We start from the raw sequence: 17,718 nt of genomic DNA, 5'->3' as shown, positions 1-17,718 counted from the left end.
GAAATTACTTCCAACCGCCACCAAGCGCTCGGTAAAGGTCAACAATACTGCTCAGTCTCTGTCTTTTAACAGAAGCAAGATTCAGTTCAGCTTGCAGAGAATTACCTTGAGCAACAATCACTTCTAAGTAATTTGCCATTCCGCTTTTATAAAGTAGTTCAGCGCTTTTTATTCCATCTTTCAATGTTGAAACTTGTTCGCTTGCCTTTTGTTCCTGAACTTTTAGACTTTCATTAGAAACCAAAGCATCAGAAACTTCGCCGACAGCATTCAGGACAGATTGACGAAATGCCAAAACATTTTTCTCTCTTTGTATTTTAGCTACATTCAAATCAGTTTTTAATTGTCTTTTTTGGAAAATAGGTTGAGTCAATCCTCCTAAAGCAGAGCCAAACAACGATGCCGGGATCTGAAACCAGTTATCAATTTTGAAAGAATTTACACCTCCATTTGCAGTTATTTTCAAAGACGGATACATATTCGCTTGGGCAATTCCAATCAGAGCATTAGATTCCAGCAAAACCAGTTCCTGCTGACGAACATCCGGACGGCGGCTTACCATTGCTGCAGGTAATCCGGCAGATAAATTTTGAGGTAGGGAAGTGTCCGACATTTCAATCGTTCTGTTGATTTTTGTCGGATTTTCACCTATCAAAATACTTAACGCATTTTCCTGAATGGCAATATTTTGCTCCAACTGTGTAATCAAAAGTTCTGTATATTCTTTTTGAGCTTTAGATTGTTGAATCCCCAAAGAAGTCGCATCGCCACTTTTCCAGATTTTTTCTGTGATAGAAAGCGTATTGGTACTCAATTCCAAATTCGATTTTGCAATTTGTAGTTGTTTATCCAGCATTAGAAGGTTGTAGTAACCTTGCGCAATCGCTGCCACTACTTGGGTCTGAATTGCTTTTGTCGCTTCATAAGTCTGCAGATATTGCATTTTAGAAACCTCCTGCTGGTTTTTGATTTTTCCCCAGATATCAGCTTCCCAAGACAGATTGAACGCCGCATTATAATCCTCAACGTGACTTTGTCCTAAAAATAAGTTCAGACTTTGTCCGTTCATACTATTCTTGGAAGGTTTGGAAATCTGTGCAGAAACTCCGAAACCAACATCCGGATATTGCATATATTTTGCTTGTTTCAAACGTTCTTGAGAAGATGCAACTTGCTTTAAAGCAATCTGCAAATCGTAGTTATTTTTGATTCCCTTTTCTATCAAACCTTGTAAAATCGGGTCATTAAAAAATTGTCTCCATTCCAGATTCGCAACGCTCGCTGTATCGGCTGTAGCAGTCTGTTTGAAGGCTTCTGGTAACTCTGGCGTCACTTTTTCCAATGCCAGCTTTGGCATACAGGAAATTGCACCTACCGCAATCAGCGATATTCCCAAAACCTCTTTTATTTTAGTAATTATATTCATTTTAGTTTTTTAAATAAGGTTTAAAGCTGCTTTTTCTTTTTTAAGTCTGCGCTTCTTTCTGCTAGGCATTTTCTCGTGCAGATATTGGAAAATCACATACATTACCGGAATGATGAAGATTCCGAAAATTACACCGGTCAACATCCCGCCAACTGTACTGATTCCAATGGAATGATTTCCTTTTGCCGCCGCACCTTGCGACCAAACCAAAGGCAACATTCCGATGATGAACGCAAACGATGTCATCAAAATTGGTCTCAATCTCAGCCTCGAAGCTTGGAGCGCAGATTCAATCAAAGTTTTACCTGCGTGTCTTCTTTGAACAGCGAATTCCACAATCAGAATTGCATTTTTCGCGAGCAATCCAACGAGCATAATCAATCCAACCTGAACGTAAATATTATTATCAATTCCAGCTAATCCTGTGAAAGCATAAACCCCGAAAATACCTGTAGGAATCGTTAAAATAATTGCGAAAGGCAGAATGTAACTCTCATATTGAGCAGCCAATAAAAAGTAAACAAACAAAATACTCAACATAAAAATGAAAGCCGTTTGTCCTCCAGTTTGTCTCTCTTCACGTGTGATCCCCGTCCATTCATATCCGTAGCCTCTTGGCAGCGATTTTTTGGCAGTTTCTTCAACCGCTTTGATGGCGTCACCTGTACTATAACCTGGTTTCGGTGTTCCGTTGATAGTTACCGCATTGAACAAGTTATTTCTGGTCACAGTTTCTGGTCCGAAAGATCTTTTCAAAGTCACTAATGTTTTAACAGGAACCATTTCACTTTGGTTATTCTTAACATAAATTCCTTCCAACGAGTTAGCATCGGTTCTATAAGGTACATCAGCCTGAGCCATTACTCTGTAGTATTTTCCAAATCTGTTGAAATCTGAAACGAAACTACTTCCGTAATAAATCTGCATTGTCTGCATCAGATCGGTTACAGAAACCCCCAGCTGATTGGCTTTGTCGGCATCAACTTCAATAGTATATTGAGGATTTCCTGCTGCATAAGTCGTGAATGCAAAAGCAATTTCCGGACGTTTCATTAATTCGCCGATGAAAGCCTGAGTCGTGGTTCCCAATTGCTCAAAAGAACCGTTGGTTTTATCCTGCAACATAAATTCGAAACCAGAAACGTTACCAAAACCTTGAACAGTAGGGAAGTTGAAGAAGAATGCACTCGCATCTTTTACCTGCGCTACTTTTCCTGTCAATCCTGCTGCAATCTGATCCGGATCTTTTACATCGCCACGATCTTCATAATCTTTAAGTTTGATGAAACCGGCAGAGTAGGGCGACGCATTGGCATTACTGATGAAGTTTAGTCCGTCCGCAACCCAAAGATGGTTGGTCGCTTTTTCACCATTTACAATTTTATCAATTTGTTCTGTCGCTTTGTTGGTTCTTTCCAATGAACTTCCTGGAGGCGTATTCACGGCATATAAAACGAAACCTTGATCTTCTGTAGGGATAAATCCTGAAGGCGCTTTATTAACCAAAAATACAGTGATTGCCGTAATCAAAACCAATCCGCCAACGCTTACCCATTTGTTCTTGATCAAGAATTTGAGACTGTAAATATATTTTTTGGTCAGATTATTAAAACTTGTATTAAAAGCGTTGAAAAATCTGGCTCCAAATCCAGTTTTGTGACCGTGTTCGCTATGTTCTCCCTGAGGATCATTCAGTAAAAGTGCACATAAAGCGGGGCTCAATGTCAATGCATTAATAGCAGAAATCAAAATCGCAATCGCTAAAGTGAAAGCAAACTGTCTGTAGAAAACACCCGCAGGACCTTGCATAAAGCCAACCGGAACGAAAACCGCCGACATCACCAAAGTAATAGAAATAATCGCACCTGAAATTTCGCTCATCGATTCTCTGGTTGCCTGATCTACAGGAAGTCCTGTGTGTTCCATCTTAGAATGGACAGCCTCCACAACTACAATCGCATCATCGACGACGATTCCAATGGCAAGAACCAAAGCAAACAAAGTCAACATATTAATACTGAACCCGAATAGATTCAGGAAGAAAAATGTACCAATAATCGCAACCGGAACTGCAATCGCCGGAATCAATGTTGATCTGAAATCCTGAAGGAAAATATAAACCACGATGAAAACCAGGATAAATGCAATGACCAACGTTTCAACAACCTGATGAATAGATGCATCCAAAAAGTCTTTGGAATTGTACATAATGATCGGTTTCACACCTTTTGGTAATGTCGTTTTGAATTCTTCAACCTGTCTTTCAACTTCGGTTAAGATTTCGTTGGCATTAGATCCAGCCGTTTGAAGAATCGCAAAACCTGCAACCGGTTTTCCATCCACTCTGTTTGCTGCAGTATAACTATAAGAACCAAATTCTACTCTTGCAACATCTTTCAATCTTAGGAAAGAACCATCACTATTGGATTTGATGACGATATTTTCGTAATCTTCGTTTTTGTTTAATTTACCTTTATATTTAAGAATGTACTCGTAAGTTTCCTTACTTCCTTGACCAAATCTTCCTGGCGCAGCTTCAAGATTACTGTTTTTGATTGCCGTCAAAACTTCCTGAGGCGAAAGATTGTTATCAGCCAGACGATCAGGTTTCAGCCATATTCTCATAGAGTAATCCTTAGACCCAAAAACCTGAGCCTGAGCAACTCCCGGAATACGTTGAAGCTGTGGAATGATATTGATCTTCATATAATTCTGAAGAAAAAGCTCGTCATATTGTTTAGGATCATCACTCGTGATTCCCATAAACATAATGAAACTGTTCTGAACTTTCTGAGTAGAAATCCCAGCCTGAACAACCTCTTGCGGAAGCTGGCTCATCGCTTTGGAAACTCTGTTTTGAACGTTAACTGCTGCATTATCTGGATCAGAACCCTGTTTGAAATAGATATTCAAAGTCAATGATCCATCGTTGCTGGAGTTGGATGTCATATAAGTCATATTTTCCACACCGTTCACAGCTTCCTCAATTGGATTCGCAACAGAACGGGCAACAACTTCGGCATTAGCACCGGGATAAGATGCCGTTACCTGAACGCTTGGCGGCGCAATATCCGGGAATAATGTAATCGGCAATTGGAAAACCGAGAGCAATCCCAATAATAATAAGATGATCGAAATAACCGTTGAAAGTACGGGTCTTTCTATAAATTGTTTTAGCATAAGAAGTATAGTTTTAAGTCTTCTGTTAATGATTGATTTACAAAGGCGTCGCTGTTAATAAGCTGTCAGAAGAAATCATTTTTGGTTTGATGGATGCACCATCTTTTAAGCTGCCCAAGCCTGTAAATACGATTTGGTCACCTTTTTTAAGTCCTTCGGAAATGAAATAATAATGCTCAGTTTTTCCTGAAATTGTGATTGGTTTACTAGTCACAGTTTTATCTTTTCCAAGAACGTAAACGTAAGTTTTATCCTGAATTTCAAAAGTTGATTCTTGCGGAATAACAACTGCATTCGACAATAATTGAGGCATTCTAACTTTTCCTGTGTTTCCGCTTCTCAAAGTTCCGTTTGGATTTGGGAAAGTCGCACGAACTGTGATTGCGCCTGTACTTTTATCAAATTGACCATCAATCATTTTCATTTTTCCTTTTTCAGAATAAGTGGAGTTGTCTGCAATTACCAAATCTACCAAAGGCATATTTCTCATTTTTTCTTCCAGCGTTGCGCCGACATATTTCTTTTGGAAAGCAATAAAATCGATTTCACTGATGGAGAAATAAGCATAAATCTCGCTGATGTCCGAAACGAAAGTCAGCGGAGTAGGATCTGTCTTGGAAATCAGACTTCCTTTTTTATATGGAATTCTGCCAAGATAGCCGCTAACTGGAGCTGTAATCGTCGTAAATCCATTTGTAATTCTAGAACCTCCCAAAGCTGCTTTTGCTTGTGCTGCTGTTGCAACTGCGACTGCGTAATTCGCTTTCGCTGTTTTCAATTGAACATCAGAAACTACTTTTTCAGCAACCAAAGTTGTTAATCGGTCTACTTCGACTTTCATTTTCTGGATGTTAGCATTTGCAGCCTGAAGGTTGGCACTTGCCATATTCACCTGCTCGCCATAAGATCTGGAATCTATTTTGAAAAGAGGCTGTCCAGCTCTCACGAATGCACCTTCTTCCACATAAATTTTATCCAGATAACCATCCACCTGAGATCTGATTTCCACATTGTTCTTTCCCTCCAAAGCAGTTGGAAATTCCTGAAAAGTTGAAGTATTGGATGTAATTACAGTATAAACAGGCAATTCTGGAGCTGGCGGTGGCGCTCCTGCACCTTCTGCCGCTTTGGTGCAATTTTGTAAAAGTATAATACTTGATAGAAGTACAATAAATTTTAGTTTAGTAATAGTTTTCATTTTGAGATATGAATTAAGTTTAGTTAAATATGTTCTTAATAGTTTTATAGTTATATTTCCTAACAGTGTTAATAATTTGTTCAAAAAAATATAATATTCGGTTGAGCTTATATTGTTGTTTCCATGACAGTTTAATCTACTAAAATTGATAATAATGTGTTAGTATAACTAACAGTGTTAATATTTTATGACAAATTTGATTTCTTCAAATTTTGAACTTTGGATCAAACGCTACATTAATTTAATGTTAATTTTCCTAACAGTGTTAATTGATAAATCAAAAAAAATTACAATGACTTAATAAAAGCTGAAACAGTTTCGTCTAATGTTGTTTTGTTCATTGTAGAAGGGATATCCGCATTTCTCATCATCATAATAGATATTAACCCGTGAACGGCTGAAAATAAAGCATGAGAAGAGTGGCAGGCATTATCTGGATTCGATCCTTTTTTATTGATGATTTCCAAGGTGCATTCATAAAGCATATCCTGAAACGAAGAAAATTCTTCCTTCATCATTCCTTTTCCGCTGCACTGCATTCCAAGCCCAAACATCAATTGATAGTACTCTTTATTCTTGAATGCAAATTTCCAGTAAGCATCCACAATAGCAGTCAATTGATCTTCTGGCTCATCGTGTTTTTTCTGTGCTTTCAGTAATTCGATGTGTAATTGATGGAAGCCATTTAATGAGATTTCATAAAGAATAGCTTCTTTATTTTCAAAATAATCGTAAACAACTGGTGCACTGTATTCTATAGCATCCGCAATCTTTCTAATGGAAAGCGAAGCCCAACCTTCTGTTTTAGCCAAATTAAAAGAAGCGTCCAAAATATTGGCGCGTATTGATTCTTTTTCTCTTTGACGACGTTCGTGAACTCCCATTTTGTATTATTTCTAACAGCGTTAGCAAAATTAGAACATTTTACTCTTTAGTACCAAATTATTTCAACGTAATTAATTTTAAATTGCAGTTGATGAGTCTTTAAACCTTTTCTCAATCGCGCTTTGATCTGATTATTGATAAAAACGATAACTATTTTCAATCAAAACTCCTGAAAGAGATAACGGTCAGGATAATTCAGTTTTTCACTTTTACGTTGACCGTTTATGACAATGTGAATGATATTCATTTGGTCATCAAAAAGGTTATAAAGAAAACTGACTGCAGTTTCAACTTTTTTAGGATTAGAAACAGTTTCAGATTCCAGAAAAATGTCAACACTTTCCTTATCTTCCTCGTAACCAACAAAATTAACTTTCACAAATTGATTGTTCACTTTCAATTTCACATATTCTGAAGCATAGTTTTTTAGCGCTTCATTCATTTCCTTTTCAGATTTTGAATTCAGGAAATGAAGATTTTTTCCATATTTTTTATTAATTGCATTCTCTAAATCATCCATAAAAAAACGTCCCGAAACTTCAAATGCTTTTGACTTTTGGTTATAATTAAATTCCATAGAGCCAACGTGATAAGGATGAAATTTGAAAGAGAAAAGTGCCAAAGCCAAAGAAAAAATAGCAATTGTAGAAAGAAAGTTCTTCATCACACCCAAAATTTAAATCGAAATTAATCATTATTTTCGTAATTCTTTTTTAAATGATAGGATGCAGGATTTTATTTTTTACTTGAAACTCGGTTGGGAACACATTATTTCTCTGGATGCGCTGGACCATCAGCTTTTTATTTTGGCGCTGATTGCAGTTTATTCATACAACGATTTCAAAAAAATCCTGATTCTCGTAACCGCTTTTACCATCGGACATTCCATCACTTTGGCACTGAGCACGCTCAATATTCTGCGAGTTCCCGGAAATTGGGTCGAGTTTCTGATTCCTTTGACCATTGTCATCACCGCATTGGGTAACATTCTGATGAAAAGCAATCAGAAAACGCTGATGAATCTCAACTATTATTTAGCATTAATTTTCGGTTTGATTCACGGGATGGGATTTGCGAACACGGCCAGAATGATGTTGGCTAAAGAACAAAGTATTTTCGTTCCGCTTTTAGGCTTCAACATTGGTTTGGAGTTGGGACAGATTATCGTGGTAATTGCAATTTTGATTCTGCTTTTCATTCTTCTCAAAGTTTTCAGAGTCAACAGAAAAGATTGGATTCTATTTGTTTCGTCGGGAGTTTTCGCATTGGCTTTAAAAATGACTTTAGAGCGATTTCCTTTTTAATTTAATTTAGAATTTAAATTATTAGTAACAATTTACTAAATTTGATTACTTGTAAGGAATTATAATCTAATTGTTTTTGAAAAAAATGAAATTAAAAGTTTTAGGACTTTTATTCTGTTCTGCTGTGGTTTCAGCACAGAATATCCAAAATAATCCTGGAAGCAACCACGGAAACAAATTCGAACAACTCGGAACCATTCTTCCAACGCCCAATGTATATAGAACAGCTTCTGGAGCAGCAGGCCACGCTTATTGGCAACAACGTGCGGATTATGATATTGAGGCTTATCTGGATGAAGATAAAAGAAATCTGAAAGGTTCAGAAACAATCACATATTACAATAATTCACCGGATGATTTGGATTATCTATGGCTACAGCTGGACGAAAATGAACAATCTTCTGTGAAAAATGCAGATTATTCCTTCTCTTCTACTTTGCCTAAAAGAACAACGATTGATAAACTAAAAGCAACTCAACTTCCTGTTTCTGATAATGGTTATGGGGTAAATCTGGAAAAAGTAACCGATGTTTCCGGCAATCCGTTGAAATATGTGGTCAACAAAACAATGATGCGAATTGACCTTCCAAAAGCATTGAAAAAAGGAGAGAAATTTGTTTTCAAAGTCAATTGGAACTACAACATCCCGAATCGTATCGAAAAAGGCGGAAGAGGTGGATATGAAAATTTCCCTGAAGACGGAAACGACCTTTACACCATCACACAATGGTTTCCAAGAATGTGTGTTTACAGTGATTTTCACGGCTGGCAGAATCATCAGTTCACAGGACGCGGCGAATTTTCTTTGGTTTTTGGAAATTATAAAGTAAAAATGAATGTTCCTGCTGACCACGTTGTCGGTGGAACGGGCGAATGTAAAAACTACGAACAGGTTTTGACTTCCGAGCAATTAGCGAGATATAGAAAAGCCGAATCTGCGAACGAACCGGTAGAAATTGTAACATTAGACGAAGCCAAAAAAGCAGAGAAAAATCACTCCAAACAAAGAAAAACTTGGGTTTTTGAAGCGAATGACGTTCGTGATTTTGCCTGGACTTCTTCAAGAAAATTTATTTGGGACGGGATGCGAGTTACGATTCCTGAAAATAATAATAAAGTAATGGCAATGAGCTTTTACGGAAAAGAAGCTTACGGACTTTACAGAAAATTCTCTACAAAAGCTGTAGCTCACACGATTAAAACTTATTCAGAATTCACGATTCCTTATCCATACCCAGTAGCACAGTCTGTGGAAGCTTCGAACGGAATGGAATATCCGATGATTTGCTTCAATTACGGAAGAACCGAAAAAGACGGAACTTATTCTGAAGCCATCAAAAATGGAATGTTAGGCGTAATTATCCACGAAGTGGGTCACAATTTCTTTCCAATGATTATCAATTCTGATGAGAGACAATGGAGCTGGATGGATGAAGGTCTCAATACTTTTGTTGAATATTTGACCGAAGAAAAATGGGATAATAAATTCCCGTCAAAACGTGGCCCAGCTTGGACAATCGTTGACTATATGAAACTTCCGAAAGATGATTTGGAACCGATTATGTCTAATTCCGAAAACATCGCAAAATTTGGTCCGAATGCTTATTCAAAACCGGCAACTGGGCTTAATATTCTTCGTGAAACCATTATGGGAAGAGACTTATTTGATAAAGCTTTCAAGACTTATGCAAAAAGATGGGCTTTCCGTCATCCTGAACCAGCAGATTTTTTCAGAACGATGGAAGATGCGAGTGGGGAAGATCTGGATTGGTTCTGGAGAGGCTGGTTTTATGGAACAGATCCTGTAGATATTTCTTTAGATAAAGTGACAGTTGCGATACCTGACTTTGATTCAACACCTCAATCTGAAACGGTTAAATATAATGTTGAAAAACCTGTTCAAAACGAGTTTGAAGATGTTTCCAAAATCAGAAACAAAGAAGATAAGAACATCAAATTCTATGTAGAATCAGACAAAGATGTTCAGGATTTCTATTACAGATATGACCGTGGGCAGGAGAAAGTAGATACATCTAAAGAATATAATTTAACGACTGGAAACCTAGAGAAATTAGATGCAAAAGACATCAAAAAAGAAAATAATGTGACCGCTTATCAAATCGATTTTTCGAATAAGGGTGGATTGGTGATGCCAATCATTTTGGAATTTACATTTGAGGATGGTTCGAAACTGAATGACAAAATAAGTGTTCAGATTTGGAGACATAACGAACAAAAAGCTTCCAAGACTTATTATTTTGATAAGAAACTGAAGTCTGTCCAAGTCGACCCAATGAGAGAAACAGCAGATATTGATACTTCTAATAATTTCTGGGCTGCTTCAACTTCATCAGAAACACCAAGCAAATTCCAGGTTTTCAAACAGAAACAAAAAGATGCTGCAAGAGGTGCTTCCAATGGAAAAGTAAATCCGATGCAGGCTGCGGGAAAGAAATAGAAACTGACATTGATATAAAATTAAAACGGTTGTTCATATTTGAAACAACCGTTTTTTTAATTAAAAGTGTTAAGTTTTTTGATTAAATCAATTATCATTCAGCGATTATCATTGATATCAAAGTCTATTCTGCTCATCCGTTTTACGGCCAGCCTTCGCATCTTTAACTTTTTGATTTCCGAAGTTATACTTCAGATTTATCATAACATACTGCGTGTCACGATAATCTTTGAAATACTGGTTTTGGTCAGCATATCTTGTCGAGATTATGTTCTTATCTGTTCGGAAAATATCATTGAAAACCAAGCCAGCTTCCAATTTTTTATCAAACATTTTTTTATTGATGATGATATTGGTTCTCTGGGAAGAACTGATGTCAAAAGAACCCTGTATCGTCTTGGAATTATAAACATAAGACACATTCAAATCCCAGGTTTTTGCTTTGTCCAAAGTGATTTGTGTCGAAACATTCGCATTGTAAAAGAAGACATCATTTTTGTAAAGAATTTTGTCTGTTCCCATAAAGTAATTTTCCTGAAATTCTCCCATTCCAAAAAGATTCAGTTTCCAGTAGGGCATTATAGAAATGCTTTTGGAGAAATTGACTCCCAAATTTTGTCCGTGGTCGATATTGGTATAATTATAAACTGTTTCAAAAGTCTGCGGATTCTGAACAGAAATTTCCATAGAAGGGTCTTTGATATAGCTGTAATAGGCTTCAAAATTCCAGTCTTTTACAGTATAAGTCAAACTCAGATTATGAATAATTGTTGATTTTAAATAAGCATCACCTTGGAAGTAAGAATACAGATTGTAATAAGATTTGGAAGGATTCAGGAAATCATAGTTCGGCCGGTCGATTCTTTTTCCGTACGAGAATCCTAATTGCTGGTCTTCTTTCAAATTATACATCAGATAAAACGTAGGAAAAAGCCCGGTTCTTGTTGTCTTGTTTTCCACCACAGGATTGTCCGAATTGGTTTTTATAAGAGTCGTTTCCGAACGCAAACCTGCTTTCATTTCCCATTTTTTCCATTTGTATTCCGATGAAATATAACCAGCAAAAATATTCTCTTTGTAATTAAATAGGTTACTTTTTGTCAAATCAGGAACCAAAGTTCCGCTTGTTCCGTCAAAGAAATCGAGGTCGTTTTTGTTCTTTACAAAGCTATATTTCAGACCACTTTCCAGCGTGAATTTGTCATTAGTAAATCGATAATCCAATTGTGTGGCATAAAGCGAAATATCCTGAATACTGTTGTTCGCAAATCTGTTATTGCTTTCAGGTTGCCCGTCAAAATTCAGTAAAGTTGCAACATCCTGATTTTCCTTAAAGCGTTTTGTACTTGAATTATTGGTCCAGGTCAGATTGTGATTTCCGAATTTTTTATCATAAACCAAATATGAATTGAAACTGTTATCATATTGTCTTTTCTTGTTGGATGTCAAATAATTGGATTGTAATTGATTGTTCTCTGTGTTATAGATATTGGTTGGAACATTGTAATGACCATTGTTGTTGGGCGCATTATAACCATCAAAACCAAACTGGATGGTGGACAAACTATCTACGGCATATTGTCCGGAAAAATTATAGACGTGCTGTTCGTGGGCGTGTGTTTTTCTTACCATATCGCTTTCCCAACGGGTTTTGTCTTTGTCAAAGGTTACAACATCAAAGTTGTATCGTACATAATCTCCGGTCACAAAGTTATAGTTTCCGGTCAACTGCCATTTGTCTGTGTTATAAGACTGCGATGTTCCAATTAATCCTTTGGCATAAGTCGCTTGCGTATATCTTGTTGAGATTCTTCCTTTGTAGCCGGAAAGAACATTTTGCTTCATTTTAATATTGATAACAGCACCGCCTTGTGCTTCATATTTCGCCGGGGGATTGGTGATGACTTCCACGGAGGAAACATTATTTCCATCGGTATTTTCCAGAAGTTGTTTCAATTGTTCTTGAGTCATCAATGTTTTCTTATCATTAATGGTGACAATGATTTGAGAATTTCCACGAACGCTCAATTCTTCATTTTTTACCAAGATGTTGGGCGTGCTTTTCAAGATGTCCCAGGCATTCAGATTTTGAAGTGGCGTTTTATCGATGTTAAATTCCAATCTATCGATTTTTCTTTTCAGTAAAGGTTTGTTGGCTTTTATTGTGACACTTTCAATGGATTTAACAGTGTCTTTTTTGAGGATGATATTCAGAAATTCATTTTCTTCCAAAGTGATTTCATAATCCTGATAATCTGATTTTTTGATTGTTATTGAGACAGGAAATTTCGAAATGCCTTCAATACTAAAATTCCCTTCTTTGTCAGAATAGAATATTGATTTGTTTTCATTAATTTCAATGCTTGATTCGGAAATAGATTCCTGATTTTCGTTTTCGATGTGGCCTTTGATATTTTGACTCCAAATAAACATTGGAAGTAATAACAAAATGCTGATGTAAATTTTCATTTCAATAATTTTGACAAAATTGAGACGAAACGCAGGAAAGTTTTGTTAATGAACGGTTAATGGAAGGTTAATGCTTATTTTGAAAGAAATTTGATTGTATTTTTGGTGTGTAAAGTTGAACACAAAGATTTTTTAATGAAAAAAATTTAAGGCACTAAAAAATCAAAGATTTTTCACTTAAACGAAGTTTAAAAACTTTGTGCCTTTAAAATTAATAAGATTGTAAATTAACTTTTGTGCCTTTGTATTTAAAATATTTTTTGTGGTTTTAGAAAAATCAATATGAATCGGAAGAGAAACATCACGATGATTTTGTTCACGTTCAGCCTTGTTATTTTGGTTGTTCTGCAAGGCTATTATATCTACAATTCTTATCGTCTTCAGGAAAGAGACCTTATTATACGAGCTAGAGCCATTGCTGACAAAACGTTGGAGACAATGGAAAGATATGAAACTGAAACGAATGAAGAAAAACTAGTTGGCGATTTTGAGAGATTGAAAACTGGTATTACGATTCAAAAAGAAAAGATTACAAATCCTGAAAGAATTTATAGTTCTGAGAAGTTGTACAACAAAAAATTAGAAAAAATTCTTAAAGACAATATTGCAGATTCTGGTTTTGAGATTGCAATGAAAAGCGAAATCTATTCAATATTAGATGAGGTTCAGAAAATGGAACTTTTGCCGTCTGGTCGGTCGCTCGTTTTGTATCAAACTGTAAAAAAAATGACAAAACCTTTGACTATTAATGAGGGTAAATGGTCGAGTCGTCAAACGAGAGAAAATACAGATTTGAAACTGGATGAGAAAAACTATTATTTGGTAAAGTCCAAATCGACTTTCCAACTTTTGAATGTCAAAATTTTAGTTTTAAAGAAAATTATTCCGTTGATTATCATTAGTTTATTGATTGTAATTCTAATTGTAATCCTATTCCGAAATAGTATCAAAAACCTAAATCGTCAGGAAAAGAAAATCTCACAGCTTCACACAACAATTGATTCCATCGCTCACGAACTCAATACGCCAATTACAACTTTGAAATTTTCAATCGCTCAATCTTCGGATTCTGAAACCAAAGCTTTATTGGAACGTCAAATCACACGTCTTGAGAATATCGTTTCATCCATTCATAATAATGATTCTGATGATGTTTTAATTGATAAAAAAGACATCGAGAATTACTTTTTAGAAATTAAAAAATCCTTTGATAAAATCGATTTCAAAATTAAAATTGATTTTACTGAGAATAAGTCGTTGTATCAAAATGATTTCAAACAAATAATAGATAATCTTATCGATAATTCGTCAAAATACGGAGCAAAGGAAATCGAAGTTTTGATTAAGTTTAATAAGCTTATTGAAATGGAAGTTTCCGACGACGGAATCGGAATTCCGAGAGAAGAAAAACAAAATATTTTTGATAAATATTATCGCATCACGCGAGATGAAAATCTTCACGTGAACGGTCTTGGAGTCGGTCTTTTTTTAGTTAAAAAAATCGTTGATAAATACAAAGGCGATATCGACGTGAATCCAAAAAAGAAAGGAGTTTCATTTAAAATAACAATTCCGAATGAAGCCTAAAATTTTATTAGTAGAGGACGACCCAGATTTGGGAATGGTTCTGAAACAATATTTGGAATTTTCCGATTTTGAGGTCAATTGGATTGCGAATCCGGAAGAAATTCTGAAAAGTAAAAAACAGATTGACCAATACCAATTGGCAATTCTTGATGTCATGTTACCAGTAATTGATGGCTTTGAATTGTCCAAAGAAATTAGAAAAACTTCTGATATTCCATTTTTATTTCTGACAGCAAAAGGACAAAGTATAGACAGGATTCTAGGATTAAAACTTGGCGCAGACGATTATATCACAAAACCTTGCGAACCGGAAGAACTGATTTTACGTATCAAAAATATTCTCAAAAGAAACCAATCTTCAACAAAATTAATTATCAAACTCGGAAATTATTCTTTCATTCCGTCGCAGTTTCAGTTGCTTTTCCAGAATGAAACTATTCAGTTGACCGAGAAAGAATCCGAGTTGTTGCTTTTGCTTTCCAAAAACAATCAAAAAATCATCAATCGAAAAGAAATCCTTGAAACACTTTGGGGCGAGAACGATTACTTTCTTGGCAGAAGCCTGGATGTTTTTATGACCAGATTACGCAAGTATTTCCAGAAAGATGAACGAATCAAATTCGATTCTGTTCGTGGAATAGGCTTCAAAGTGGAGTTTCCTAAATTTTAGTTTTGACATCAAATTCTAAAATATTATTATCAAATATTCTGTAAAAGTTAATTTTTTATTAATAATTGTAAATTAATAATTAGTTACACCTTGTTTAAATATAAATTTCTATATTAGCGCCCCCAATCAAAAAGGGGTTTTGATAATCATCACTCATTTAATTTTTAATGACCCAAAAAGGACAAATAGTTGAAATACCTGCAAGCTCTCCAATCTATAGTAGAGAATTGCCAAGATTTCATTCAAAGAAAGATGAACTCATCTGGAAATCCCAGAAAAAAGAGTACTCGCTGTTTGATGGTTTTTTGGTCGGAGAACATCAGGGAGTAGAAAATTTCAAGATTGGACAAAGAAAAGGAATCAATGTTGGTGGAAAAAAAGAGCCTTTGTATGTCATTAATATTGATGAAAAAGAAAACAGGCTTTTTGTGGGCGCAGGAGATTCTCATCCGGGACTTTTGACATGTGTTATTCGCCTTGGAGAAAATTTAGAATTAAGTGATATTAATTTTTCTAACGAAGAATTAGAAAATGGAATTGATATAGAAATTTCGACTCAGATTAATGAAAATAAAATTCAGTCTAAGCTTTATAGGTTTGACAACAGTTTTTTTCTGGAGTTTGAAAACAAAGTCTCAGTAATTATTGAGGAACATCCATTCGATATCATTTATCAAAATAAAATTATTAAAACAACCTAATTAAATATATTTTCGAAATGAAGTTAAAAGTTTCTTTTTTAGCAAGTATGATTTCGTTTATTGGTTTTGCACAGTCGGCTCCGTCTTACTATTCTGGGGTTAACTTTAACAAAACTAAAAATGAATTAAAAGCTGATCTTGCAACATTAATTACAACAACCCATACACAGACAATTGCATACTCTGCAGGGTTGGCATCACTTTTCAAAACGAGTGACGCAGATCCGGCTAACCCAAACAACATCTTATTGATGTATGGATCTCAGAGTTCTGGTACGCACCAGAGAAGCCGTCCTTATAGTGGAAGTTGGAACAGAGAGCACGTTTATGCAAAATCAAAAGGAACGCCTAACTTGGGAACTTCTGGTCCTGGTTCAGATGGTCACCACCTTCGTCCGGCAGACAATACTTTGAACAGTACAAGAGGAAGTTTGTTATTTGATGACGGAACCGGAGCAACAGCTTACAAAACAAGTCGTGGTGGATGGTATCCTGGAGACGAATGGAAAGGAGATGTTGCCAGAATCTTGATGTATATGTATGTAAGATACAACACGAGATGTCTTCCTTTGAACATCACAATGAATCCTTCAACTTATTCTTCAGATTTCCCAGATATTCTTTTGAAATGGAATGCTGAAGATCCAGTTTCTGATTTTGAAAGACAAAGAAATAATGTTGTTTTTGGAATTCAGCATAACAGAAATCCATTTATTGACAATGCTTATTTAGCAACTGTAATTTGGGGAGGTCCTGCAGCTCAGAATACTTGGCCGGATACCTTCAATGGTGGAAGTACTACTGATACAGAGGCGCCAACTGTACCAACAAATCTTAGTGTTACAGGGACTACTTCTTCTAGCATTTCATTATCCTGGACAGCTTCTACCGATAATGTTGGGGTTAGCGGATATGATATCTATGCGAACAATACATATAAAACTACGGTTACTACAAACAGCGGAACAATCTCAGGACTTAATTCTGCTACAACTTATATTTTGTATGTTGTAGCAAAAGATGCGGCGGGTAATAAATCTAATAATAGTGATACAGTAGAGAGCACAACATCAGGACACGGAAATCCAGGTGAGCCAGAGACAACTTGTGGAACTGAGGATTTTGAAACTATACCAGCTACTAACTCATCTTACCTTGACAGACAATGGGTTAATAAAGGCATTACATGGACTGCCACTTATGCTAGAACGGATAAGCAAATTCATATCGATGGAGATAACAACAGAGCAATCTGTTTAAGAAAAGGTTCATTGAAATCTTCTACAATTTCCGGAGGTATCGGTTCATTGACTGTTAAGACCTATTTACCTTTTGCTGATTCTGCGGGTAACTATATTTTGAAAGTTAATGGTGTTGTGAAAGGACAAATCCCTTATTCTAAAACAGCTACTACGACTACAATTTCTAATATTGATGTTGAAGGTGATGTAGTGATTGAATTAGTAGACGATACTACAAGCAACAGAGTATCTTTTGATAACTTGTCTTGGACTTGCTACACAAAATTGGCGGTTTCAGAATCTAGTGCTAAAAACCAAAAATTAACTGTTTATCCAAACCCTGTGAAAAACAGCGAATTGTTCATCAGCGGGATTTCTAAGAACGAAACAGTTCAGATTTACAGCGCCAATGGACAATTGGTTCAGACGGTTAATAATGTTAACAACAACGAGAAAATCAACTTGAAAAAACTTTCTAAAGGTGTTTATTTTGTGAAAACAAAATCTAGCAGCACGAAAGTAATTGTTGATTAATCAATTTCAAATCATTATAAAAAGGTCAGAAGTTTTTTCTTCTGACCTTTTTTATTTTCAAAATT

At 35.8% G+C, this 17,718-nt stretch carries 12 protein-coding genes; 6 read left to right on the top strand and 6 right to left on the bottom strand.

What is annotated here, in order from left to right:
• Window positions 1–4 precede the first annotated feature (4 nt).
• The 5 genes from BUR19_RS09235 to BUR19_RS09215 form a co-directional block, all read right to left on the bottom strand.
• Window positions 5–1,426, bottom strand: coding sequence for an efflux transporter outer membrane subunit (locus BUR19_RS09235; RefSeq protein ID WP_074235053.1), 1,422 nt, complete (start codon window positions 1,424–1,426; stop codon window positions 5–7).
• Window positions 1,427–1,435: 9 nt separating this feature from the next.
• Window positions 1,436–4,606, bottom strand: coding sequence for an efflux RND transporter permease subunit (locus BUR19_RS09230; RefSeq protein ID WP_074235052.1), 3,171 nt, complete (start codon window positions 4,604–4,606; stop codon window positions 1,436–1,438).
• Window positions 4,607–4,643: 37 nt separating this feature from the next.
• Window positions 4,644–5,804, bottom strand: a complete 1,161-nt coding sequence (locus BUR19_RS09225; RefSeq protein ID WP_074235051.1) for an efflux RND transporter periplasmic adaptor subunit — start codon at window positions 5,802–5,804, stop codon at window positions 4,644–4,646.
• Window positions 5,805–6,091: 287 nt separating this feature from the next.
• Window positions 6,092–6,688: a TetR/AcrR family transcriptional regulator gene (locus tag BUR19_RS09220; RefSeq protein WP_074235050.1), complete on the bottom strand. Its 597-nt coding sequence runs from the start codon at window positions 6,686–6,688 to the stop codon at window positions 6,092–6,094.
• Between the two features lie 161 nt (window positions 6,689–6,849).
• A complete protein-coding gene (locus tag BUR19_RS09215; RefSeq protein ID WP_074235049.1) occupies window positions 6,850–7,353 on the bottom strand; it encodes a DUF6702 family protein in 504 nt (167 codons plus the stop codon).
• A gap of 61 nt (window positions 7,354–7,414) precedes the next feature.
• Between BUR19_RS09215 and BUR19_RS09210 the strand changes: the two genes are divergently transcribed.
• The gene (locus BUR19_RS09210) at window positions 7,415–7,993 is read left to right on the top strand and encodes a HupE/UreJ family protein (protein ID WP_074235046.1); all 579 of its coding nucleotides are present in this window, start codon (window positions 7,415–7,417) and stop codon (window positions 7,991–7,993) included.
• Window positions 7,994–8,078: 85 nt separating this feature from the next.
• The gene (locus BUR19_RS09205; RefSeq protein WP_074235044.1) at window positions 8,079–10,451 is read left to right on the top strand and encodes a M1 family metallopeptidase; all 2,373 of its coding nucleotides are present in this window, start codon (window positions 8,079–8,081) and stop codon (window positions 10,449–10,451) included.
• 117 nt (window positions 10,452–10,568) lie between these two features.
• Here BUR19_RS09205 and BUR19_RS09200 read toward each other — a convergent pair whose 3' ends face one another.
• Window positions 10,569–12,920: an outer membrane beta-barrel family protein gene (locus BUR19_RS09200; protein WP_083600718.1), complete on the bottom strand. Its 2,352-nt coding sequence runs from the start codon at window positions 12,918–12,920 to the stop codon at window positions 10,569–10,571.
• A 282-nt stretch (window positions 12,921–13,202) separates the two neighbouring features.
• Here BUR19_RS09200 and BUR19_RS09195 point away from each other — a divergent pair, with 282 nt between their 5' ends.
• From BUR19_RS09195 to BUR19_RS09180, 4 genes are all read left to right on the top strand, one after another.
• Window positions 13,203–14,507 carry a sensor histidine kinase gene (locus BUR19_RS09195; protein ID WP_074235040.1) on the top strand — a complete coding sequence of 435 codons (1,305 nt, stop codon included), beginning with the start codon at window positions 13,203–13,205 and terminating at the stop codon, window positions 14,505–14,507.
• The gene (locus BUR19_RS09190; RefSeq protein ID WP_074235038.1) at window positions 14,497–15,177 is read left to right on the top strand and encodes a response regulator transcription factor; all 681 of its coding nucleotides are present in this window, start codon (window positions 14,497–14,499) and stop codon (window positions 15,175–15,177) included. Before BUR19_RS09195 ends, BUR19_RS09190 begins: the two co-directional genes overlap by 11 nt.
• Before the next feature lie 167 nt (window positions 15,178–15,344).
• Window positions 15,345–15,878, top strand: a complete 534-nt coding sequence (locus tag BUR19_RS09185) for a tRNA methyl transferase PRC-barrel domain-containing protein (protein ID WP_074235036.1) — start codon at window positions 15,345–15,347, stop codon at window positions 15,876–15,878.
• A 17-nt stretch (window positions 15,879–15,895) separates the two neighbouring features.
• Complete coding sequence (locus tag BUR19_RS09180) at window positions 15,896–17,653, top strand: endonuclease (RefSeq protein WP_074235033.1); 1,758 nt, start codon at window positions 15,896–15,898, stop codon at window positions 17,651–17,653.
• Window positions 17,654–17,718: the final 65 nt, after the last annotated feature.

It is taken from the genome of Epilithonimonas zeae (genome assembly GCF_900141765.1).
Lineage (GTDB): Bacteria > Bacteroidota > Bacteroidia > Flavobacteriales > Weeksellaceae > Epilithonimonas > Epilithonimonas zeae.
Note: the sequence above shows the minus strand (reverse complement) of the source record. Positions and strands in the feature narration are given on the sequence as shown.